The organism is Nonomuraea sp. bgisy101 (assembly GCF_057708945.1).
Genome location: NZ_JBYITD010000056.1, coordinates 23,233 through 46,446, shown reverse-complemented (window position 1 = coordinate 46,446; position 23,214 = coordinate 23,233). Strand labels below are relative to the sequence as shown.

The 23,214-nt window shown below is 70.1% G+C and carries 17 protein-coding genes; 2 read left to right on the top strand and 15 right to left on the bottom strand.

Annotated elements, in window-relative coordinates; genetic code table 11:
• Window positions 1-6: 6 nt before the first annotated feature.
• From AC3EO4_RS51840 to AC3EO4_RS51795, 10 genes are all read right to left on the bottom strand, one after another.
• Entirely contained in the window at window positions 7-570 is a 564-nt protein-coding gene (locus AC3EO4_RS51840) for a sarcosine oxidase subunit gamma (RefSeq protein WP_431903568.1), read from the bottom strand.
• Complete coding sequence (locus AC3EO4_RS51835; protein ID WP_431903565.1) at window positions 563-3,436, bottom strand: 2Fe-2S iron-sulfur cluster-binding protein; 2,874 nt, start codon at window positions 3,434-3,436, stop codon at window positions 563-565. Before AC3EO4_RS51835 ends, AC3EO4_RS51840 begins: the two co-directional genes overlap by 8 nt.
• The gene (locus AC3EO4_RS51830; protein WP_379581655.1) at window positions 3,433-3,702 is read right to left on the bottom strand and encodes a sarcosine oxidase subunit delta; all 270 of its coding nucleotides are present in this window, start codon (window positions 3,700-3,702) and stop codon (window positions 3,433-3,435) included. Before AC3EO4_RS51830 ends, AC3EO4_RS51835 begins: the two co-directional genes overlap by 4 nt.
• Before the next feature lie 10 nt (window positions 3,703-3,712).
• Entirely contained in the window at window positions 3,713-4,945 is a 1,233-nt protein-coding gene (locus tag AC3EO4_RS51825; protein WP_379581657.1) for a sarcosine oxidase subunit beta family protein, read from the bottom strand.
• The gene (glyA, locus tag AC3EO4_RS51820; protein ID WP_431903562.1) at window positions 4,942-6,198 is read right to left on the bottom strand and encodes a serine hydroxymethyltransferase; all 1,257 of its coding nucleotides are present in this window, start codon (window positions 6,196-6,198) and stop codon (window positions 4,942-4,944) included. Before glyA ends, AC3EO4_RS51825 begins: the two co-directional genes overlap by 4 nt.
• Before the next feature lie 12 nt (window positions 6,199-6,210).
• Window positions 6,211-8,619, bottom strand: a complete 2,409-nt coding sequence (locus AC3EO4_RS51815; protein ID WP_431903559.1) for a GcvT family protein — start codon at window positions 8,617-8,619, stop codon at window positions 6,211-6,213.
• A gap of 186 nt (window positions 8,620-8,805) precedes the next feature.
• Window positions 8,806-9,777, bottom strand: a complete 972-nt coding sequence (locus AC3EO4_RS51810) for an ABC transporter substrate-binding protein (protein WP_379581663.1) — start codon at window positions 9,775-9,777, stop codon at window positions 8,806-8,808.
• Between the two features lie 44 nt (window positions 9,778-9,821).
• The gene (locus AC3EO4_RS51805) at window positions 9,822-11,810 is read right to left on the bottom strand and encodes an ABC transporter permease subunit (RefSeq protein ID WP_379581665.1); all 1,989 of its coding nucleotides are present in this window, start codon (window positions 11,808-11,810) and stop codon (window positions 9,822-9,824) included.
• Window positions 11,807-12,868: a quaternary amine ABC transporter ATP-binding protein gene (locus tag AC3EO4_RS51800; protein WP_379581667.1), complete on the bottom strand. Its 1,062-nt coding sequence runs from the start codon at window positions 12,866-12,868 to the stop codon at window positions 11,807-11,809. Before AC3EO4_RS51800 ends, AC3EO4_RS51805 begins: the two co-directional genes overlap by 4 nt.
• A gap of 24 nt (window positions 12,869-12,892) precedes the next feature.
• On the bottom strand, window positions 12,893-14,353 hold the full coding sequence (locus tag AC3EO4_RS51795; protein ID WP_379581669.1) for an aldehyde dehydrogenase family protein: 1,461 nt from the start codon (window positions 14,351-14,353) through the stop codon (window positions 12,893-12,895).
• 225 nt (window positions 14,354-14,578) lie between these two features.
• Between AC3EO4_RS51795 and purU the strand changes: the two genes are divergently transcribed.
• Entirely contained in the window at window positions 14,579-15,442 is an 864-nt protein-coding gene (purU, locus tag AC3EO4_RS51790; protein ID WP_379581671.1) for a formyltetrahydrofolate deformylase, read from the top strand.
• A 125-nt stretch (window positions 15,443-15,567) separates the two neighbouring features.
• On the opposite strand, the gene betA is transcribed toward purU, so the two are convergent.
• Window positions 15,568-17,205, bottom strand: coding sequence for a choline dehydrogenase (gene betA, locus AC3EO4_RS51785; protein WP_379581673.1), 1,638 nt, complete (start codon window positions 17,203-17,205; stop codon window positions 15,568-15,570).
• A gap of 127 nt (window positions 17,206-17,332) precedes the next feature.
• Between betA and AC3EO4_RS51780 the strand changes: the two genes are divergently transcribed.
• Window positions 17,333-18,106, top strand: a complete 774-nt coding sequence (locus AC3EO4_RS51780; protein WP_431903553.1) for an IclR family transcriptional regulator — start codon at window positions 17,333-17,335, stop codon at window positions 18,104-18,106.
• Here AC3EO4_RS51780 and AC3EO4_RS51775 read toward each other — a convergent pair.
• Genes AC3EO4_RS51775 through AC3EO4_RS51760 form a run of 4 tightly spaced genes read right to left on the bottom strand, consistent with a single transcriptional unit; the run spans window position 18,078 to window position 23,205 of the window.
• The gene (locus AC3EO4_RS51775; protein WP_379581979.1) at window positions 18,078-20,300 is read right to left on the bottom strand and encodes an FdhF/YdeP family oxidoreductase; all 2,223 of its coding nucleotides are present in this window, start codon (window positions 20,298-20,300) and stop codon (window positions 18,078-18,080) included. The two genes, AC3EO4_RS51780 and AC3EO4_RS51775, sit on opposite strands and share 29 nt — an antisense overlap.
• 44 nt (window positions 20,301-20,344) lie before the next feature.
• A complete protein-coding gene (locus AC3EO4_RS51770; protein ID WP_379581677.1) occupies window positions 20,345-21,469 on the bottom strand; it encodes an aromatic ring-hydroxylating oxygenase subunit alpha in 1,125 nt (374 codons plus the stop codon).
• 27 nt (window positions 21,470-21,496) lie between these two features.
• Window positions 21,497-22,120, bottom strand: a complete 624-nt coding sequence (locus tag AC3EO4_RS51765; RefSeq protein ID WP_379581679.1) for an MBL fold metallo-hydrolase — start codon at window positions 22,118-22,120, stop codon at window positions 21,497-21,499.
• On the bottom strand, window positions 22,120-23,205 hold the full coding sequence (locus tag AC3EO4_RS51760) for an S-(hydroxymethyl)mycothiol dehydrogenase (RefSeq protein ID WP_431903550.1): 1,086 nt from the start codon (window positions 23,203-23,205) through the stop codon (window positions 22,120-22,122). The genes AC3EO4_RS51765 and AC3EO4_RS51760 overlap by 1 nt, the downstream gene beginning before the upstream one ends.
• Window positions 23,206-23,214 lie beyond the last annotated feature (9 nt).

Here is a 23,214-nt window from a genome sequence, read left to right as displayed (position 1 = left end):
CGATGCTCATCGCAGGTACTCCGTCGCGGCGTCGAGCAGCCATTCGGACAGGTAGGCCGCGAAGGAGGAGCGGACGAGCACGAGGTAGCCGTCCTCCCGCGGGAGCAGCACGACCTGCGTCCTGGCCAGCGTGGTCTGCGCGCAGCCGCCCGGGCCGAAGACGCTCGGGTGCAGGTCGATCGCGCATCCGTGGGACAGCAGGTCGCGTGCCTTCGGCCCGGCGACCAGCAGCGTGGTGCGCTGGGCCGACACGTCGACCACCGAGCCCTGGCCGCCGTCCACGGCCTTGCGCAGCAGCTCGGACCTGAACCCCTCGGGGCCGATCACCAGCCACTCGTCGGGGCCGAGCCAGGCCACGGTCAGGTCACCGGCGCGCGCGGCGGTGCAGGGCTCGGTGGGAAGCGGGACGCCGAGGGCGGCACCCACCTCCTCCGCGGCCTGGCTCGCCGGGTCGACGCGCACGTTGACGTGGGCGAGAAACGGGATCTCCGCCAGCTTGAGCGCCCCGCTCGCCGAGGCGGCCTCGAACCGGCCGGCGAAGGCGGCAGCGGGACTCCTGCGTTCAGCCATCGCGGCGCGCTCCTTCCGGGTCGTACAGGACGTGCGAGGTGACGGTGACGGGCACGAGCCGCCCGCCGATCGGTGCGTAGAGACGCTCGCCGGTACGGCCGTGCCCGCCGCGGACCAGCGCCAGCGCGAACGTGCGGCCGAGGGCGGCGCTGCGGTAGCTGGAGGTCACGTGACCGAGCATGGGGACGGGCGGCGCGGGCAGTTCGGCCTGCGCGACCAGGTGCGCGCCCTCGGGGAGCAGGAAGCCCGGATCGTCCGGCAGCAGGCCGACGAGCTGCTTGCGATCCGTTCTCGAGGTGTCGGCCCGCGCGAAGGAGCGCTTGCCGACGAAGTCGGGCTTCTTCTTGGACACCACCCACGACATGCCCAGGTCCTGCGGGGTGACCGTGCCGTCGGTGTCCTGGCCGACGATCGGGTAGCCCTTCTCGGCGCGCAGCACGTGCATGGTCTCGGTCCCGTACGGCGTGACGAGCCCGGTGTCCATGATCGCGGTCCACAGGCGCAGGCCGTCCCACGAGGTCACGTTGATCTCGTAGGCCAGTTCGCCGGAGAAGCTGATCCTGCACACCCGCGCGGGGATGCCGGCGACCTCGGCCTCCCTCCAGGTCATGAAGGGGAAGTCCTCGACACCCACGGCGAGCTCGGGGGCGAGCCCCGCGAGCACCTCGCGCGACCTCGGCCCGACCAGCGCGACCGTGGCCCACTGCTCGGTGACCGAGGTGAAATGCACCCGCAGCGAGGGCCACTCCGTCTGCAGCCACTCCTCCATCCAGTCGAGCACGGCCGCCGCGTTGCCGGTCGTCGTGGTGACCAGGAAGTGCTCCTCGGCCAGCCTGATGACGGTGCCGTCGTCGAAGACCATGCCGTCGGGCTTGCACATCACGCCGTAGCGGACGGCGCCGACCGCCAGCGAGCTCATCAGGTTGGTGTAGAGCCGGTCGAGGAACTCGCCCGCGTCGGGGCCGATCACGTCGATCTTGCCGAGTGTCGAGGCGTCCATGGCCGCGACGCCTTCGCGGGCGGCGGCGCACTCGCGCAGGACGGCGGCCTCCAGGTCCTCGCCCTCGCGGGGATAGTACCACGGGCGCTTCCACTGCCCGACGTTCTCGAACAGCGCGCCGTTGGCGACGTGCCACTCGTGCAGCGCGGTCACCCTGACCGGGTCGTGCAGAGTCCCGCGGTCCCTGCCTGCGAGGGCGGCGAAGCTCACCGGCGCGTACGGCGCGCGGAAGGTGGTGCTGCCCAGCTCGCCCACGGAGGCGCCGAGCGCGTGGGCCACGACCGCCGTGGTGAGCAGCCCCGACGTCTTGCCCTGGTCGTGGGCGGTGCCCGCTGTCGTGTAGCGCTTGATGTGCTCGACGGAACGCAGTCCCGCCCCCGTCGCCCTCAGCACGTCGGCCGCGGTCACGTCCCGCTGGAGGTCGACGAAGTGGGAGGTGTAGTCGGAGGCCGGCACCAGCCAGAACGCCGGCCCCGCGGACGTCGGCGTCTCCGCCGTGGCCCGCGGCGCGGCCGCCCGCTCCACCGCCCTGCCGAGCACCGCCTCCAGCGCGCGGTAGCCGGCGGCGGCGCCGTCGGCCAGGCAGCCGGTCAGCGTGAAGACGCCCTTGGCCGCGCCCGCCGCCTCGACGGCCTGGCGCGGCTCGCTCGGCACGATCGTGCCGAGCGCGTCGTCGTAGCGGAGCGTCCCGCCCGACTGGCTGAACAGGTGCACGACCGGGTTCCAGCCGCCGGACACGAGCAGCAGGTCGGCGGCGAGTTCCCGTTCTCCCACCGCGGCGTCGGCCTCGGGCCGGTGCCGTCCGACCAGCACGGCGGAGACCTGGCCGTCGCCCTGGGCCGCGGTCACCACGTGGCCGGCCAGCACCTCGATGCCGCGCTCGCGCGCCCCCGCCGCCCATGCCGCTCCGGGCGAGGGCCTGACGTCGACGATGGCGGCGATCTCGACGCCCGCGTCCGCCAGGTCGAAGGCGGCGGCGTAGGCGCCGTCGTTGGCGGTGAAGACCACGGCGCGGCGGCCGGGGAGCACGCCGAACCTGTTCACGTACGCGCGGGCCGATCCGGCCAGCATCACGCCCGGCAGGTCGTTGCCCGCGAAGGCGATGGACCGCTCGTGGGCGCCGGTGGCCAGCACGACGCGCTTGGCGCGGATCCGCCAGACGCGTTCGCGGGCGACGTCAGCGGGAGCGGAGGCGCCCAGATGGTTGGTGCGCCGCTCGACGGCGACGACGTAGTTGTCGTCGTAGTAGCCGATCGCGGTGGTCCTGCGCAGGACCCTGACCTCGGAAAGCCCGTCGAGCAGGTCCGCCGTCGCGCCTGCCCACCCGGCGCCGGGGCGCACCTCCTGCGAGCCCAGCACGTCGTCCGCCTCGGGCTCGGTCACCGATTCGAGGGTGCCGAGCAGGCTGCCGCCCGGTTCGGGACGCTCGTCGGCGACGATCACCCGCGCGCCGGTGCTCGACGCCGCCCGCGCCGCGGCCAGGCCCGCAGGGCCCGCCCCGACGACCAGGACGTCGCAGTGCGCGTGGACGGCGTCGTACCGGGCGGGGTCCGGCTCGGTGGCGAGCCTGCCCTGTCCTGGCAGGCTCGCGGCCACCAGACCGTCGTACAGCTCGACGGTGGTGGCGGGCAGCATCGGCTCGGGGAAGGGCGCCTCGATCTGCACGACCGCGCTCGGCTCCTCGCCGCCCGCGGAGACGACGCCGCGCGGGCGGCCGAGCTTGACGCTCGTCGCGACCTGGCGCACGCCGTTGGCCAGCAGCGCCGAGGCGAGCGTGTCGCCGGGGTGGCCGGTGTACTCGCGGCCGTCGAAGGTGAAACGCAGCGTGGTGTCGCGGTCGATCCGCCCGCCGTTCTCGCGCCTCATGAGGCCACCTCACCCACCCGGTAGACGGTGTGGATCTCGTTGGTCATGGTGTCGCGCACGGCGTTGAACCAGCGGCGGCAGCCCGCCGAGTGGCTCCAGCGCTCGGCGAAGCGACCCTTGGGGTTGTCCCTGAAGAACAGGTAGCGGGCCCACTCCTCGTCGGACAGCGCCGACGGGTTGTCCGGGTAGGCGACGTGCGCCTGCCCGCCGTAATGGAACTCGGCCTCATCGCGTGGGCCGCACCATGGGCATGGGATCAGCAGCATCGTGTGGTCCTCAGTGCGCGACCGCGGCGGCGCCGTGCTCGTCGACGAGCGCCCCGGTGGTGAATCGGTCAAGGGAGAAGGGGGCGTTGAGCGGGTGCGGCTCGTCGTTGGCCACCGTGTGGGCCATGCACCAGCCCACGCCGGGAGTGGCCTTGAAGCCTCCGGTGCCCCACCCGCAGTTGAGGTACAGGCCGTCGACGGGGGTCAGCCCGACGATCGGCGAGGCGTCGGGCGAGACGTCGACCACCCCTCCCCAGGTCCGCAGGACGTGCGCCCTGGCGAAGACGGGGAACAGCTCGAGGGCCGCGGCCATCTGCCGTTCGATGATGTGGAAGGCGCCGCGCTGGCGGTAGGAGTTGGCCGCGTCGATGCCCGCGCCCATGACCAGCTCGCCCTTGTGCGCCTGGCTGACGTACACGTGCACGGCGTTGGACATGACGACCGTCGGGTGCACCGGCTCCAGCAGCTCGGACACCAGCGCCTGCAGGGGATGGCTCTGGATCGGCAGGTCGATGCCCGCGGTGGCGGCCACGACCGAGGTGTGCCCCGCCGCGCAGAGCGCGACCTTGCCCGCGGCGATCGTCCCCCGCGTGGTCTCCACGCCGGTCACCCTGCCGCCGCTCACCTGCAGCCCGGTGACCTCGCAGTGCTCGATGAAGTCGACGCCGAGCGCCGAGGCCGCCCTGGCCAGGCCCCACGCGACGTGGTCGTGCTTGGCGATGCCGGCCCTGGGCTGGAAGGTGGCGCCCAGCACCGGATAGCGCACGTCGGGCGAGATGTTGACGATCGGGCAGACCTCCTTCACCTGCTGGGGGTCGAGCCATTCGGCGTCGACGCCGTTGAGGTTGTTGGCGTGCACCCGCCGTACGCTGTCGCGGACGTCCTGCAGGCTGTGGGCGAGGTTGAGGACGCCGCGCTGGCTGAACAGCAGCGGGTAGTCGAGCTCCTCCTCCAGCCCCTCCCACAGTTTGAGCGCGTGCTCGTAGATCCCCGCGCTCTCGTCCCACAGGTAGTTGGACCTGATGATGGTGGTGTTGCGCGCCATGTTGCCGCCGGCCAGCCAGCCGCGCTCCAGCACCGCCACGTTGGTGATGCCGTGGTTCTTGGCCAGGTAGTACGCGGTGGCCAGGCCGTGCCCTCCGCCTCCGACGATCACGACGTCGTAGGACGGCTTCGGGTCGGCGGCGCTCCACAGCCGGTCGGGGTGTTCGGGCAGGTCGGCGCCTGGCGTGCGCGGGCTCATCGGGCCTCTCCGTAGAGGGGGTGCTTGCCGGCCAGGGCCTCGACCCTGCCCCGCAGGAAGGACAGGTCCGCCTGCGGCGCCAGCGCCGCGGCGATGATGTCGGCCACCTCGGTGAAGTCGCCGGCGCCGAAGCCGCGGGTCGCGAGGGCGGGGGTGCCGATGCGCAGCCCCGAGGTGACCATCGGGGGCCTCGGGTCGAACGGCACGGCGTTGCGGTTCACCGTGATGCCGACCTCGTGCAGCCTGTCCTCGGCCTGCTTGCCGTCCAGCTCCGAGTCGCGCAGGTCGACCAGGACGAGGTGGACGTCGGTGCCGCCGGTCAGCACCCGCACGCCGGCCGCGACGGCGTCGGGGGCCAGCAGGCGCTCGGCGAGGATGCGCGAGCCTTCGAGCGTGCGCCGCTGCCTGTCACGGAACGCCTCCTCGGAGGCGATCTTGAAGGCGACGGCCTTGGCCGCGATGACGTGCTCCAGCGGACCGCCCTGCTGTCCGGGGAAGACCGCCGAATTGATCTTCTTGCTGTGTTCCTCGGTGGACAGGATCACCCCGCCCCTGGGGCCGCCCAGCGTCTTGTGCGTCGTGGTGGTGACGACGTGGGCGTGCGGCACGGGAGAGGGGTGCAGGCCTGCGGCGACCAGGCCGGCGAAGTGCGCCATGTCGACCATGAGGTAGGCGCCCACCTCGTCGGCGATCCGGCGGAAGGCCCCGAAGTCCAGCTGACGGGGGTAGGCCGACCAGCCCGCGATGATGAGCCTGGGCCGGTGCTCGCGGGCCAGGCGCTCCACCTCCTCCATGTCCACCAGGTGGTCGCTCTCGCGCACGTGGTAGGCGGCCACCTTGTACAGGCGTCCCGAGAAGTTGATGCGCATGCCGTGCGTGAGGTGACCGCCGTGGGCCAGGTCGAGGCCGAGGATGGTGTCGCCGGGTTCGAGCAGGGCGGCCATCACGGCGGCGTTGGCCTGGGCGCCCGAGTGCGGCTGCACGTTGGCCGCCTCGGCGCCGAACAGCGCCTTCACCCTGTCGATGGCGAGCTGCTCGATCACGTCGACGTGTTCGCAGCCGCCGTAGTAGCGCCTGCCCGGGTAGCCCTCGGCGTACTTGTTGGTAAGGACCGAGCCCTGGGCGGCCATGACGGCGGCGGGCGCGAAGTTCTCCGAGGCGATCATCTCCAGCGTCGAGCGCTGACGCGCGAGCTCGGCGCCGATGGCGGCGTGCACCTCGGGGTCCACCACGTCCAGCGGGGTGTCGATCATCTGGGGTCCTTTCTAACCGCGCAGGCGCTGCATCGCCGGGTCGAACAGGGGCTCCTCGGCGACCACGGCCCCGACCCTGCGGTCGAAGTAGCCGATGTCCACCGTCTGTCCTGGGGTCGCCAGCGAGGCAGGCAGCCACGCGTAGGCGATCCCCTTGCCGATCGTGTAACCATAGGCGGCGCTGGTGACGTAGCCGACGACGCGTTCGCCGTCGTAGACCGGCTCCTTGCCCATGACCACCTCGTCGGTGAGCAGGCAGGTGAGCCTGCGCTTCACCGACTCCTTGCGGGCCAGCAGCGCCTCGCGGCCGACGAAGTCGCCCTTGTCCAGCTTCACGGCGAAGCCGAGGCCCGCCTCGTAGGGGTCGTGCTCGTAGGTCATGTCGGTGCCGAACGAGCGGTACCCCTTCTCCAGTCGCAGGCTGGTGAAGGCGCCTCTGCCGCCGGCGATGACGCCGTGGTCCTGGCCGGCCTCCCACAGCGTGTCCCAGAGCTTGAGCCCCATGTCGCTGGTGGTGTAGATCTCCCAGCCGAGCTCGCCGACGTAGGACAGGCGCAGCATCGTGACGGGCACGTTGCCGATGAAGGCGCGGGTGCCGCGGAAGTAGCGCAGTGCCGTCAGGTCGGTGGTGGTCAGCGGCTGGACCAGGTCGCGGGCCCGTGGCCCCCAGACGCCGACGCAGCAGGTGCCCGCGGTGATGTCGCGGACGTACACGGAGCCGTCGCGGGGGCGGTGCCGGTCGAACCAGTCGAGGTCGAGGTTGCCGTTCGCGCCGACCTGGAACTCCTCGGCGCCGAGGCGGGCGACGGTGACGTCGCTGCGGATGCCGCCGTCGGTGTCGAGCAGGAGGCAGTAGGTCACCGAGCCGACCGACTTGTCGATGTCTCCCGTGGTCAGCGACTGCAGGAAGCGGACGGCTCCAGGGCCGCTGACCTCCAGGCGCTTCAGCGCGGTCATGTCGTACATGGCGACGGACTCGCGGGTGGCCTGGGCCTCGGCGCCGACGATCGGGGACCAGTACTGCGCGGCCCAGTCTCCGGGGGTGGGGATGTCCCTGCCCTTGAGGAGTCCGGCGTTGCCGCCGTACCACTGCGGCCGCTCCCACCCCGAGGCCTCGAGGAAGACCGCGCCGAGCTCCTGCTGGCGCGGGTGGAAGGGGCTGGTGCGCAGCGGGCGCGGCTCCTGCATAGGCTGCAGGGGGTGGATGATGTCGTAGACCTCGACGTAGTTCTGGCAGCCCCTGGCCCGCACGTAGTCGGGCGCGAGCTGGTGCGGCTCGAACCTGTTGACGTCGCACTCGTGCAGGTCGAAGGAGGAGCAGTGGCCGTCGACCAGCCACTCGGCCATCGCCAGGCCGACGCCCGCCGAGTGGGTGACCCAGACGGCCTCGGCCACCCAGAAGCCCTTGACCTCCGGCGACTCGCCCATCAGCGGCAGGTGGTCGGTGGTGAAGGAGAACAGTCCGTTGATGCCCTCCTCGACCTTGGCCGACTGGGTGGAGGGCAGCAGGTCCTGGGTCGCGGACCAGGCGTCGGCGAAGTCGTCGGGGGTGAAGGTGAGCACCGAGGGCATCACCTCGGCTTCGTCGACCGACAGGATGTCGTCGGCGCCGATCGGCATCGGCCGGTGGCCGTAGTAGCCGATGCCCAGCGTGTCGAAGCGCTCGCGGTAGTAGAGGTCGGCGTCCTGGTGCCGCAGGATCGGCCTGGTGGCCTCCTCGGTCTGCCCCGCCAGGTCCGGCACCTGACCCGTCCACGCGAGCTGGTGGGCCACCGGCGTCAGGGGGAGGTTCATGCCGACCATGCGGGCGACCTTCGGCCCCCAGATGCCGGCGCAGCAGACCACGATGTCGGCGGGGATCTCGCCCTGGTCGGTCACGACGGAGGTGACCCTGCCGCCCTCGGTGGTGATGTCGAGGACCTCGTGCCTGGGCAGCACCCGCACCCCGCGCTCGCGCGCCCTGGTGAGCTGGGCGTCGACCGCCTTGACCGCCTTGGCGAGGCCGTCGGCGGGGAGGAACAGGCCGCCGAGGACCTTGGACAGGTCGAGGAGCGAGTGCTTGGCCACGCACTCCTCGGGAGACAGCAGGTGCGCCTCGATCCCCCACGCGACCGCCCAGCCGTGCCTGCGGTGCAGCTCGGCCAGCCGTTCGGGGGTGGTGGCCACTTCGAGCCCGCCCACCTGGAGGAAGCTGTCGAGGGCGACGAACTTCTCGGCCGTGTAGCGGGCCATTTCGGTCATGGTCTTCGACCCGTTTGTCTGGAACACCAGGCCGGGGGCGTGGGAGGAGGAGCCGCCGGTGGCGGGCACGTCTCCCTGATCGACCACGGTGACCTGGGTCCAGCCGCGGGCGGACAACTCGTCGGCGAGGGCCGCGCCGACCACGCCCGCCCCGATGATGACGACGCTCGGGCCCGTCATACCCACCTCCGTTGTTGCGACATATGCAACCAAACGCGTTTACCGCAACAAGCGTCGCTCGCCGCTTTCCGGGTGTCAATAGGTGTTCTGTCTTATTCCGTACGGCTTTGCGGTGACTTAGAACGTTCCAATGACCGCACGACACCAGCCCGATCGCGGGGTCAGGCGATCGGGCTGGTGAGACCGTCAGCTCTGGGGAATCCAGGCCTTGACCTTGTCGGGGTTGTCGGCCACCCACTTGGCGGCCGCGTCCTCGGCCGACATCTTGTCCTCGGAGATGTACTTCGCCACGAGGTTCTGGTCGTCGTTCGTCCAGGTGAAGTTCTTGACCAGCGTGTAGGCCGGGCTGCCGGAGTCGGCGAACTTCTTGCTCACGATCTTGTCCAGCTCGTACGGCGGATAGTCGCACGCCACCTTGGCCGCGTCCGCGTCACACCCCTCCTTGTAGGGGGGCAGGTTGACCTTGACCAGCTTGATCTCCGACAGGAACCACTGCGGCTCGTAGAAGTAGCCGATGATGGGCTTCTGCTGCTTCTCCGACTGGCGGAAGGCGGTGATGAGCGCGGTCTCGCTGCCCGCATAGACGACCTTGTAGTCGAGCTTGAGGTTCTTCACCAGGGCCGCGTCGTTGGTGACGAACGAGGGGTCGCCGTCCAGGAGCTGCCCCTTGCCCTCCGACTCTGAGGTCTTGAACAGCGGGGCGTACTTGTTGAGGTTGTTCCAGTCGGTGATGTCGGGATACTTCTGAGCCATCCACGGCGCCACGTACCAGCCGATGACACCCTTGTTGCCCGTCGGCCCCGCGGACACGGCGACCTTCTGGTCCTCGATGTACTTCTTCTTCAGGTCGTCGTGGGCCCAGTTCTCCACGATCGCGTCGACCTCGCCGGTGGCGAAGCCCTGCCACGCCACCTCCTCCTTGAGGTCCTTCTTCACCACCTTGCAGCCGAGGTTCTTCTCCGCCACGTGCGCGATGACCGCGGCGTTGGCCTCGTAGCCGACCCACGGGTTGACCGCCAGGTTGAACGTGCCACAGCTCTTGCCCTCGCCGCCGGCGGCGGGCTGCTGCGTCTCTCCGACCTTTGCCCCGCCGCACGCGGTGAGCAGGAGACCGGTGCCGGTCACGAGCGCGATCGCCCTGACCCTTCCACTCCTCATCACAGCCACCTGGTCCTCCTGAGTTCTCATGAGCCGGTTTTCCGTTACTTGTGGGTGACACCGCCGTGCGCGGCCATGTCGGCCCGCTGTGTGGCGGCGCGCATGATGCGGTCGAGCACGATGCCGAGCACGACGATCGCGAGCCCCGCCGCCAGCCCCTTGCCGCGGAGCTGGTGCTGGGAGAAGCCCGCGACCACGTCGTAGCCGAGGGCCCCCGCTCCCACCAGGCCGCCGACGACCACCATCGACAGCACGTAGATGAGCCCCTGGCTGGCCGCCAGCGTCACGCCGCTGCGCGCCATCGGGAGCTGGACCTTGGAGATGAGCTGCCACGTGCCCGTGCCGGCCGAGATGGCGGCCTCCACGGTGGTGGGCGAGACTCTTCTGATGCCCTCCGCGACCAGCTTGATCGCGATGGGCGCGGCGAAGACGACGGCCGCGATGATGGCGGTGAACCGCGTCGGGCCGAACAGGCCGAGGATCGGCACCAGATAGACGAAGGCGGGCATGGTCTGGCCGGCGTCGAGCACGGGCCTGAGCACCGTGTCGACCCTGTCGCTGCGGCCCATCCACACGCCCAGGACCACGCCGAGCACCATGACGAGGATCGTCGCGACGAGCGTCGAGGCGAGCGTCACCATGCTGTCCTGCCAGAGGCCGAGCAGCACGAGCACGGCCAGCCCGACGGCGGTCACGAGCGCCGCGCGCACGCTGCCCACCAGCAGCGCGACGGCGACCGCGACGGCCAGCACGAGCCACCACGGCGTCTGCGTCAACAGCGCCTCGAAGGGGTTGAGCAGCGTGTTGGTGAGCACGTTCTTGAGCGCGTCGGTGTAGACGGCGAGGTTGTCCTGCACCCACACGCTGGCCGCGTCGGCGGCCTGACGCACGTAGGAGCCGAACTCGGCCTGGATGGGGAACTCCGCGGCCCAGACGTAGGTGTAGGACAGGTAGCCGAGCACGGCCACGACGCCGAACGTGCCGGCCAGCTCCAGCCTGCGGCGGCCCGGGGTGCGCAGCCTGCCGGCGCGCCGCTCCGCCTCCACCCTCCTGCTGGCCGCCGAGGTGACCCGGTCCAGCACGACGGCCATGATGACGATGGCCAGGCCCGCGTTGAACGCGGTGCCGACGTCGAGCGTCTGCAGCGCCTTCAGCACCGTCTTGCCCAGGCCCGGCGCGTCGATGAGGGCCGCGATGGTCGCCATGGACAGCGCCGCCATGATGGTCTGGTTGACGCCGACGATGATCGTCTGCTTCGCCATCGGCAGCCGCACGTGGCGGAGCGCCTGCGCGCCCGTGGCGCCCAGCGAGGCGCCCGCCTCCAGCGTGTCGGGCGAGACCTGCCTGATGCCGTGGGAGGTGATGCGGATCGCCGGCGGGATCGCGTAGATCATCGTGGCGACCGTGGCGCTGGCGGGGCCGATGAGGAAGAAGAGCGTCAGCGGCGCCAGGTAGACGAACGTCGGCATCGTCTGCATGAAGTCGAGCACCGGCGTGACCACCCGGTTGAACCGGTCGCTCAGCCCCGCCCACACCCCGAGCGGGATGCCGACGGCCAGCGAGAGCGCCACCGCGGTCAGCGTGAGCGCGAGCGTGTCCATGCTCTCCTGCCACAGCCCCAGCAGGCCGAAGGAGAGGAAGCCCGCGGCGGTGAGCAGCGCCACCCTGCCGTTGCCCCACAGCCAGGCGATGGCCGTGGCCAGCCCGACGACGCCCAGCCAGCCGAGCACGGGAAGGGGACGCCCGAAGGAGGGCTGGCTGATGAGCGCCTGGACGAACGTCACCGACTCGTCGAGGAAGAGCCTGACGTAGTTGATGAAGTACAGGAAGAACGGGTTGCTGTTGCGGCTGTCGTCGATGGCGTCCATGCCCTCGTTGAGCGAGGTGTGCAGGGGCGTCAGCTCGGCGCCGCCGAGCTCGAGCGTGTCCCGGCCGTGGAACAGCGCCCAGCCCAGCACCCATACGGCCAGCACCGCGAGAAGCAGGTATCGGCGTGCCGGCAGCCTGGCGGCCACCACCGCGACGGAGGTCACCGCTCCTCCCCTCCCGCGATCACTTCGAGGATCTCCGCGCTGGTGACCACCCCGAGCAGGTTGTCCCCTTCGACGACGCGCACGGGGCGGTCGGCCGAGAGCACGGCGTGCACCGCGTCGCGGATGACGACGTCGGGGCCGAGCACGGGACCGTCGAGCGACTCGTCCATGAGGGGCTGGCGCATGATCCAGCGCAACGTGAGGACGTGCGAGCGAGGGACGTCGCTGACGAAGTCCCTGACGTAGTCGTCGGCAGGGGCGCCCACCACCTGGTCGGGGGTGCCGACCTGGACGAGCTCGCCGTCGCGCATGATGAGGATCCGGTCGCCGAGCTTCAGCGCCTCGCTGAGGTCGTGGGTGATGAAGATCATCGTCTTGCCGACCTCGTGGTGCAGGCGGATGACCTCGTTCTGCATCTCCCGCCTGATCAGCGGGTCGAGCGCGGAGAACGGCTCGTCGAACAGCAGCACCTCGGGGTCGGCGGCCAGCGCGCGGGCCAGTCCGACGCGCTGCTGCATGCCACCGGACAACTGGTCGGGGTACGAGTTCTCGAAGCCGTTGAGGCCGACCAGTCCCACGACCTCGCGGGCGCGGGCGTAGCGGTCCTGCTTGGGCACGCCGCGGATCTCCAGGCCGAAGGCCACGTTGTCCAGGACGCACCGGTGCGGCAGCAGGCCGAAGTGCTGGAAGACCATGGCCATGCGGTGCCTGCGCAGCTCGCGCAGTCGGCGAGCGTCCGCCTTGCGGATGTCCTCGCCGTCCAGCACGACCTCGCCAGCCGTGGGCTCGATGAGCCTGGTCAGGCAGCGCACGAGGGTGGACTTGCCCGAGCCCGACAGGCCCATGACGACGAACACCTCGCCCCGCCGCACCTCGAAGGAGACGTCGCGCACGGCGGCGACGCAGCCGGTCTGCTCCTTGAGTTCCTTGCGGCTGAGCGTGGAACCGACGACTCCGTCGGCCTTGGGACCGAACACCTTCCACAGCCCTCTGACATCGAGGATGGGCGGGGCTTCGGTGTGGAGCTGACTACGTTCGGTCAGTGACGACACGGTCATGACCACCTCTTGGTCGTCGGAGCGTCAGTTCGCTGGGAACCACCGCTGGGGGCGCGGGCGGGTGTTCTGCCACACATGCTTGATCTCGCGGTACTCGTCGAGTCCGGTCGGCCCGAGTTCGCGGCCGATGCCTGACTGCTTGAAGCCACCCCATTCGGCCTGCGGCACGTAGGGGTGATAGTCGTTGATCCACACCGTGCCGTGGCGGAGCCGTCCCGCGACCCGTTGCGCCTTGCCGGCGTCCTGGGTCCAGACCGCGCCGGCCAGGCCGTACTCGGTGTCGTTGGCGAGGAGGATCGCCTCCTCCTCGGTGGTGAAGCGCTCGACGGTCAGCACGGGGCCGAAGGATTCCTCCCGCACCACGCGCATGCCCTGCTTGCAGTCGTCGAGCACCGTGGGCGGGAAGAAGAAGCCCTCGCCGTCCAGCCTGCGTCCGCCGCAGCGGAGTGTCGCGCCCTCGGCGAGGCCGGCGGCCACGTACTCCTCCACCTTCGCCAGGTGGGCCGCGGAGATGAGCGGCCCCGCCTGTGCCTCGGCGTCGAAGGGGCCGCCGAGGCGGATGCGCTCCGCCCTCCTGACCACCTCGTCGACGAAGGCGTCGTGCAGGGAGTCCTCGACCAGCAGCCGCGCGCCCGCCGAGCAGACCTGCCCGGAGTGCAGGAACACGGCGGTGAGCGCGAAGTCGACCGCGGTCTCGAAGTCCGCGTCGGCGAAGACGATGTTGGGGTTCTTGCCGCCGAGTTCGAGCGCGACGCGCTTGACCGTGGCCGAGGCCGCCGCCATGATCCGCCGCCCGGTGGCCAGGCCGCCGGTGAACGACACCAGGTCGACGTCGGGATGCTCGGCGAGCGGCGCGCCCGCCTCGGGGCCCGCGCCGAGCACGAGGTTGGCCACACCCTCGGGCAGGCCCGCCTCCTCCAGCGCCCGGACGAGCAGGATCGCCGTGCTCGGCGTGAGCTCGCTTGGCTTCAGCACGAAGGTGTTGCCCGCGGCGAGCGCGGGCGCCACCTTCCAGGTGGTCTGCAGCAGCGGGTAGTTCCACGGCGTGATCAGGCCGCAGACGCCGACGGGCTCGTAGACGACCCTGCTGATCGCGTCGTCGCGGCCGGTGTCGATGACCCGTCCCGCGTCGGTGCCGGCCACGCCGGCGAAGTAGCGCAGGCAGGCGACGGAGTCGTCGACGTCGTACTCGCTCTCGACCAGGCGCTTGCCCGTGTCGCCTGACTCGGCGCGGGCGAAGGCGTCACGGTCGCGCTCCACGAGGTCGGCGACCGCGGACAGCAGGGCGCCCCGCTCCCTGGCGGGAGTGAAGGGCCACGGGCCGCTGTCGAAGGCATGGCGCGCGGCCCTGATGGCGGCCACGGTGTCGGCCGCTGTTGCTTCTGCGACCGTGGTCACGAGGCTGCCGTCGGCGGGCGAAAGGATACTCCGCTGCCCGCCGGCGACCGGCTTGGTCCACGTGCCGCCGATATAGAGATCGGTCATCGGCACACCCCTGATCGTTGCGTATGGCGCAAGGCAATGCTCAGTGAGGAACAGAATTGACCCGCTACCCTCCGTTCGTCAAGGCTTTGAGGGAATCACTGGGCGAATCCATACGTTGTGATTCCGTTTACCCATCGTCATCCCTCTTGACGGGCAGGCCTGCGCACGTCCACGCTGTTGCGTATACATCACCATTTTGCGTAATACGCAACACAAGGAGGTGTGATGTCTCCTCGTCCAGGCCCCGGCCGCGAGTTCATCCTCACCGTTTCCTGCTCGGACAAGCCAGGCATCGTGTACGCGGTGAGCAGCTTTCTCGTGCAGCACCGCGGTGACATGTTGCAGAGCAAGCAGTTCAACGACAGGCTCGGCGGCGGGTTCTTCATGCGGGTCCACTTCGCCGCCCAGGACGGGCTGGAGGAACTGCGTGAGGGCTTCGCCTACGTCGCCGAGTCCTTCCAGATGACCTGGCAGCTCAACGACGCCTCGACGCCCACGCGGGCGCTCGTCATGGTGTCGAAGTTCGGCCACTGCATGAACGACCTGCTCTTCCGCAGACAGGTGGGCGGCCTCAACATCGACGTCCCCGCGATCGTCTCCAACCATCCCGACCTGGAGCCTCTCGCGGCCTCCTACGGCGTGCCCTTCCACCACGTCCCCGTCACCGCGGACGGGAAGGCCGAGGCCGAGGCCAAGGTTCTCGACCTGGTGGCGGAGTACGAGGCGGACCTGGTGGTGCTGGCCCGCTACATGCAGATCCTGTCGGACGACATGTGCAAGCGGCTGGAAGGCCGTGCCATCAACATCCACCACTCGTTCCTGCCGGGGTTCAAGGGCGCGAAGCCGTACCACCAGGCTCACGAGCGCGGGGTGAAGCTGATCGGCGCGACCGCGCACTACGTCACGGCCGACCTCGACGAGGGCCCCATCATCGAGCAGGACGTGGCGAGGGTGGACCACGAGCTCGACCCCGAGGACCTGGTCGCGGCGGGCAGGGATGTCGAGGCCCAGGTGCTCGCCAGGGCCGTCAAGTGGCACAGCGAGCACCGCGTGCTGCTCAACGGGGACAGGACGGTCGTCTTCCGCTGAGCGACGCCCAAGGATGAGGCGGTGGGGGTGCTGCGTCCCCCACCGCCTTCTTTGCGTCCTTCTTCTTGTCGTCCCGTCTCTCGTCGTCCCGCCGGCGCGCCCAGGCGCCGGCGGGACGCCCGCCGTCACGAACGGTGGCGGTAGAACTCCGTCGTCTCGGGCGGCAGCGGCGTGTTGCCGAGGATCAGGTCGGCCGCCTTCTCCGCCAGCATCATGACCGGCGCGTAGATGTTGCCGTTGGTGACGTACGGCATGACCGAGGCGTCCACCACCCGCAGCCCGTCCACGCCGTGCACCCGCATGGTCTCCGGGTCGGTGACCGACATGTCGTCCACGCCCATCCTCGCGGTGCAGGAGGGGTGCAGGGCCGTCTCACCGTCCTTCGCCACCCAGTCGAGGATCTCCTCGTCGGTCTCCACGGAAGGGCCGGGCGAGATCTCGCCCGTGCTGTACGCGCCGAGCGCGGGCTGACCCAGGATGTCGCGGGCCACCCTGACGGCCTCCACCCATTCCCTCCTGTCCTGTTCGGTGGACAGGTAGTTGAAGCGCAGGGCCGGATGCTGCCGCGGATCGGTGCTCTTGATCTTGATGGAGCCGCGGGCGTCGGAGTACATGGGGCCGACGTGCACCTGGTATCCGTGCCCTCCTGAGGGCGCCGAACCGTCGTAGCGCACGGCGATGGGCAGGAAGTGGAACATCAGGTTGGGGTAGTCGACGTCGTCGTTGCTGCGGACGAAGCCGCCGGCCTCGAAGTGGTTGGTCGCGCCCGGCCCCTTGCGCAGGAACAGCCACTGGGCGCCGATCCAGGGATGGCGCCACTTCTGCAGGTTCGGCTGCATGGAGACGGGCTGGCTGCAGCCGTGCTGGATGTAGACCTCCAGGTGGTCCTGGAGGTTCTCCCCCACGCCAGGAAGGTCGTGCACCACGTCGACGCCGAGGGCGCCCAGTTCCCGCGCGTTCCCGACTCCGGACAGCTGCAGGAGCTGCGGCGAGTTGATGGCTCCTCCGCACAGGATGACCTCGCCCGCGCGGACGGTGCCGCCGTCGAACTCCACGCCGACGGCACGCCTGCCCTCGAAGAGGATCCGTGTCACCAGCGTCCGCGTCCTCACCGTGAGGTTCGGGCGCTTCATGACCGGGTGCAGGTAGGCGCGGGCAGCGCTGAGCCTGCGGCCGCGCCTGATGTTGCGGTCGAAGCGGGCGAAGCCCTCCTGGCGGTAGCCGTTGACGTCGTCGGTGAGGGGGTAGCCCGCCTCCTGCACGGCCTCGAAGAAGGCCTTGTAGAGCGGTGTGCTCGCCGCCCCCCTCTCCAGCGCCAGCGGCCCGTCATGGCCGCGGAAGGCCGTGCCAGGGTCGGCCAGGCAGTTCTCCATCCGCTTGAAGTACGGCAGGCAGTGGGCGTAGTCCCACGTCTTCATCCCGGGATCGGCGCCCCACCTCTCGTAGTCGAGGGGGTTGCCGCGCTGGAAGATCATGCCGTTGATGCTGCTGGAGCCGCCGAGCACCTTCCCGCGCGCGTGATAGATGCGCCTGCCGTTCATGTGCGGCTCGGGCTCCGACTCGTACTTCCAGTCGTAGAAGCGGTTGCCGATCGGGAAGGGCAGCGCGGCCGGCATGTGGATGAAGACGTCCCACGGATAATCGGACCGGCCGGCCTCGAGGACCAGCACCCGCGTGGCGGGGTCCGCGGAAAGCCGGTTGGCCAGGGCACTGCCCGCCGAGCCGCCTCCGACGATGACGAAGTCGTACTGCTGTGACGTCATGTTGCCTCGTCTCGCTCGCGCGTTTCACCGAATCGTAGCGCTATACGCATTGTGTTGCACTAGTCGCAACAGGAGATCTTTTGGTCTTGTGTTCGACGCGGTTCCATTCAGCACTTACAGTTTCGCTATGAGCAACGACTCGAGCAGCGGGGGCGTGCAGTCGGTCGATCGGGCGATCAGCGTGCTGGAGATCCTCTCGCGCCGAGGAGAGGCCGGCGTCAGCGAGGTGGCCGCCGAGATCGACGTCCACAAGTCGACCGCCTTCAGGCTGCTCGGCGCCCTGGAGGCACGCGGCCTCGTCGAGCAGGCCGAGGACAGGGGCAAGTACCGCCTCGGCTTCGGCATCATCAGGCTGGCCGGCGGCGTCAGCACCCAGATGGACATCACCCAGCGCGGGCGGGCCGTCTGTCAGCGGCTGGCGCAGGAGATCGGCGAGACGGTCAACATCGCCGTGCTCCGCTCCTCCTACGCGGTCAACCTCGACCAGGTACGGGGGCCCTCGGCGGTCACCGCCTACAACTGGGTCGGCCAGGTCACCCCGCTCCACGCCACCTCCAGCGGAAAGGTCCTGCTGGCCTACCTGGACGACAGGCAGCGGGGCAGGCTCCTGGCCGACGGCGAGCTGCAGAGCTTCACGCCCAGGACGATCACCGGGGTCGAGGTGCTGGAGCAGCAGCTGACCCAGACGCGCGCGGTCGGCTACGCCTTCTGCCTGGAGGAGCTGGAGGAGGGGCTCAACGCCATGGCCGCGCCCATCCGCTCCTATCACGGAGAGGTGGTCGCGGCCGTCAGCGCGTCGGGCCCCGCCTACCGCTTCAGCGCCGAACGCATGCACGAGCTGGCCCCGGTGCTGATGAACGGCGCCGACGAGATCAGCCGCCGCCTCGGCTACGCGGGCTAGCCTTCGCCAGCCGTACCACCACGCTCTTGGAGGTGGGGGTGTTGGACGTCTCGGCCACCGAGTCCAGCGGCACCAGGACGTTGGTCTCGGGGAAGTAGGCCGCACAGCAGCCGCGGGCCGTCGGGTAGGCGATCACCCTGAACCCGTCGGCCTTGCGCTCGCCGTCCGGCCACTCGCTGATCAGGTCCACCAGGTCGCCGTCGGCGAGGTCGCGCTCGGCCAGGTCGTCGGGATGGACGAAGACGACCCTGCGGCCCGCCTTGACCCCCCTGTAGCGGTCGTCGAGCCCGTAGATCGTGGTGTTGTACTGGTCGTGGCTCCTGACCGTCTGCAGCAGCAGTCTTCCCTGCGGGACCCGCAGCACCTCCAGCTCGTTGACGGTGAAGTTCGCCTTCCCCGTCGCGGTGGGGAACCTGCGCTCGTCCCTGGGCGCGTTGGGCAAGGCGAAACCGGCGAGCGCGCGGGCGTTGAAGTCCTCGAAGCCGGGGATCACCCGCGACACGCGGTCCCTGATCGCGCCGTAGTCGTGCTCGAAGTCCGCCCACGGCACGTGCGGGTCCTCGCCGAACAGCGCGCCCGCCAGCCGGCAGACGATGGCCACCTCGGAGAGAAGGTCGGCCGAGGCCGGCCTGAGCCTGCCGTGGGAGGCGTGGACCAGGCCCATCGAGTCCTCGACGGTCACGTACCCTGCCGGGTCGCGCTCGGTGCGGCCCAGGGTGGGCAGGATGAGCGCCTCCCTGCCGCACACCGCGTGTGAGCGGTTCAGCTTGGTGGAGACCTGCACGGTCAGCCTGGTACTGCGCAGCGCCGCCTCGGTGACGTCGCTGTCGGGAGTGGCCCTGACGAAGTTGCCGCCCATCCCGACGAACACGTTGGCCGCCCCGTCGCGCATGGCGCGGATCGCCTCCACGGTGTCGAGGCCGTGACGGGTGGGCGGGGAGAAGCCGAACTCCTTGCCCAGCGCGTCGAGGAAGGCCCGCGCGGGCTTCTCGTAGATGCCCATGGTCCTGTCGCCCTGGACGTTGGAGTGGCCGCGCACGGGACAGACGCCCGCCCCGCTCCTGCCGACGTTGCCGCGCAGCAGCAGGAAGTTGACGACCTCCCTGATCGTGGCGACGGAGTTGCGGTGCTGGGTCAGCCCCATCGCCCAGCACACGACGACCGACCCGGCCGCGCGCACGTCCTCGGCCGTCGCCTCCAGCTCGGCCATGGTCAGACCCGTGGCCTCCAGCACCTGGTCCCAGTCGAGCCCGCGCAGGTGCCGCTCCCACTCCTCGAACCCGTGCGTGTGCCGCTCGATGAACTCCTCGTCCGCGGAGTCGAGCAGCAGCAGGGACAGGGCCTGGAACAGCGCCATGTCCCCGTTCAGGCGGATCTGCAGGAAGCGGTCGGCCAGCGAGGTGCCCTTGCCGAGGCCTGAGGGCTTCTGCGGGTTCTTGAACCGCAGCAGGCCGGCCTCGGGCAGCGGGTTGACCGCGACGATCCGCGCCCCTCCGCGCTTGGCGCGCTCCAGCGCCGTCAGCATGCGGGGGTGATTGGTACCGGGGTTCTGACCCACCACGAAGATGAGCTCGGCCCTGTGCAGGTCCTCCAGCGACACCGTGCCCTTGCCGATGCCGAGCGTCTCGTTGAGCGCGGAGCCGCTCGACTCGTGGCACATGTTGGAGCAGTCAGGCAGGTTGTTGGTGCCGAAGCGGCGCACGAGCAGCTGGTAGGCGAAGGCGGCCTCGTTGGACGTGCGTCCCGAGGTGTAGAACACCGCCTCGTCGGGACCGTCGAGGGCGCGCAGCTCCCTGGCGATGATCTCGAAGGCGGCGTCCCACCCGATCGGCACGTAGTGGTCGGAGCCGGCGGGCTTGTGCATCGGCTCGGTGAGCCTGCCCTGCTGGCCGAGCCAGTGATCGCTGCGAACGGCCAGCTCGCCCACCGGGTGGGCGGCGAAGAACTCCCGCCCGACCCTTCGCGTGGTGGCCTCCTCGGCGACCGCCTTGGCGCCGTTCTCGCAGAACTCGGCGGGGCTGCGGTGCTCGCCCTCGGGCCAGGCGCAGCCAGGGCAGTCGAAGCCGCGTTTCTGGTTGACCTGCAGCAAGGTCAGCGCGGTGCGGCCCACCCCCATCTGGCGGTAGGCCGTCTCCATCGCGTGCGCCACGGCGGGCAGCCCGCCGGCCCAGTCCTTGGGCGGGCGGACCCGCATGCCCTCGTCGCCGACGTCGTCGTGCGGCGCCTTTCGAACCACTGTCAGCCGATCCTGTCCTGCACCCACTCATGGAAGGCGCCGATGTGGTGCTCGCTCGGCACGAGCACGCCGCCCTTGGCGTACGTCCGCGAGCCCATGGCGGGCTGGCAGCGCTCGCACGCCTCGAAGTCCTGCTCGTTGACACGATGGAAGAGCTCCACGGACTTGTCCAGGTCCTTTCCGCTCGCCACCACGTCGGGAAGATAGAGCCAATCACACTCGACGACGGTCCTGTCGACCGCCAAGGGAAACATACGGTGCACGATCACGTGGTCGGGCACCAGGTTGATGAAGACCTGCGGCTTGATCGTGATCGCGTAGTAGCGCCGGTCCTGGTCCTCGCTCACGCCGGGGATGCGGTCGAGCCCCTCCGAGCCGTCCACGGTGAAGCCCCTGATCTCCTCGCCGAACTCCGCCCCGTGCCCGACGAAGTACTGCGCGGCGTAGCCGTCGGCGAACTCCGGCAGCACCTCCGTCAGCTCGGGGTGGATCGTGGCGCAGTGGTAGCACTCCATGAAGTTCTCGATGATGAGCTTCCAGTTGGCCTTCACGTCGTAGACGATCCTGCGGCCGACCTCGAGCCCCGCCACGTCGTAGTTGTCGATCAGATCGAGGGCGCCGAGCCGCTCGGTCACGGCGCCCAGCACGTCCTCCTCGAAGGAGGGAGGCTCATCGGCCAGGCAGACCCACACATAGCCGAGCCACTCCCGGACGTGCACGTTGATCAGGCCGTACTGGACGCGGTCGAGATCGGCCATCTTGGTGAGGTTGGGCGCGGCGACCAGCTTGCCGTCGAGGCCGTAGGTCCATGCGTGGTACATGCACTGGAAGGCGCGCGCGACCTCGCCCGACTCCTCGGTGCACAGCTGCGCGCCGCGGTGCCTGCAGACGTTGAAGAAGGCGCGCACCGACTTGTCGCGCGCCCTGGTGACCAGGATGCTCTCGCTGCCGACCTGGACCGTCTTGAACGAGCCGGGCTTGGGGAGGTCGGACGAGCGCACCACGCAGAACCACATCGCCTCGAAGATGTTCTTCTGCTCCCGCGCGAACAGCTCCTGGTCGGTGTAGTAGTGGCCGGGCAGGGTGGGGATCACGCTGGAGGTGGGGGCGGTGCTGGAGGTGGTCACGGGAGTACTCCTCTGATACGTGCCGGGTCAGTGGCCTCGGCGAATCCAGTCCTCGAGCTGCGGAGCCTCGGCTCCGATGCTCGTGTCGTCGCCGTGGCCGGTGTGGACCACCGTCTCGGCCGGCAAGGTGAGCAGCGTTCGGCTGATCGACGAGATGATCGTCGGGAAGTCGCTGAACGACCTGCCCGTCGCCCCGGGACCACCCTGGAAGAGCGTGTCGCCGGAGAACAGGACGCCCAGTTCGGGCACGTACAGGCAGACCGCGCCCGGAGCGTGCCCAGGGGTGTGAAGGACATGGACGGCGCTGTCGCCGACCCTGATGATCTGGCCGTTCGCCAGCGCCCGGTCGGGAGCGGCGACCGGGTGCGCGAGCTTCCACAGCACCGAGTCGTCGGGGTGCAGGAAGACCGGCGCGCCGGTGCGCGCCGCCAGCCGGGGAGCGGAGTTCACGTGGTCGTCGTGGGCGTGGGTGCACACGATGCCCACGAGCCTGCGGTCGCCGACGGCCTCGGCGATCGCGTCCGCGTCGTGGGCCGCGTCGATGACCAGCACCTGGTCGTCGTCGCCGAGGAGCCACACGTTGTTGTCGACGTCCCACGTCTGGCCGTCCAGGCTGAACGTCCCCGAGGTGACCAGGCGCTCGACGTACATCACAGCACCACCACCGAGCGCAGCACCTCGCCGTGGTGCATCTTGGCGAAGGCGTCCTCCACGTCGTCGAGGCCGATGGTCTCGGTGACGAAGGCGTCCAGGTCGAAGCGGCCCTGAAGGTAGAGCGAGATCAGCCTCGGGAAGTCACGGCTGGGCAGGCAGTCGCCGTACCAGCTCGACTTCAGCGCGCCGCCGCGGCCGAAGACGTCGAGGAGGGGCAGATCGAGTGTCATCTCCGGGGTCGGCACGCCCACGAGCACGGCGGTCCCCGCCAGGTCGCGCGCGTAGAACGCCTGCTTGAAGGTCTCGGGGCGGCCGACCGCGTCGATCACCACGTCGGCCCCGAACCCGCCGGTGAGCTCCCTGACGGCCTCGACGGGGTCGCTCTCCTTGGCGTTCACCGTGTGGGTCGCGCCGAAGTCGCGCGCCCAGGCGAGCTTACGATCGTCCACGTCCACCGCGATGATCGTGGTGGCCCCGACCAGCCGCGCGCCCGCGATGGCCGCGTTGCCCACGCCACCGCAGCCGATCACCGCGACCGAGTCGCCGCGGCTGACCGCGCCGGTGTTCACCGCGGCGCCGAGGCCCGCCATCACGCCGCAGCCGAGCAGCCCCGCCGCGGCCGGGCTGGCGGCGGGATCGACCTTGGTGCACTGCCCGGCCGCCACCAGCGTCTTCTCGGCGAACGCGCCGATCCCGAGCGCCGGGCTGAGCGGGGTGCCGTCCTTCAGCGTCATCTTCTGAACGGCGTTGTGCGTGGCGAAGCAGTACTGCGGGCGGCCCCGCAGGCAGGCGCGGCACGAACCGCACACCGCGCGCCAGTTGAGGATGACGAAGTCGCCCACGGCGACGTCCTTGACGTCGGGGCCGACGGCCTCCACGACGCCCGCCGCCTCGTGTCCGAGCAGGAAGGGGAAGTCGTCGCTGATGCCGCCCTCACGGTAGTGCAGGTCGGTGTGGCAGACGCCGCACGCCTGCACCTTCACCAGCGCCTCGCCTGGACCCGGGTCCGGAACCAGGATCGTCTCCAGGCTTACCGGCTTGCCCTTGCCCGTCGCGACCACGCCGCGTACTTCATGAGCCATGATTCACTC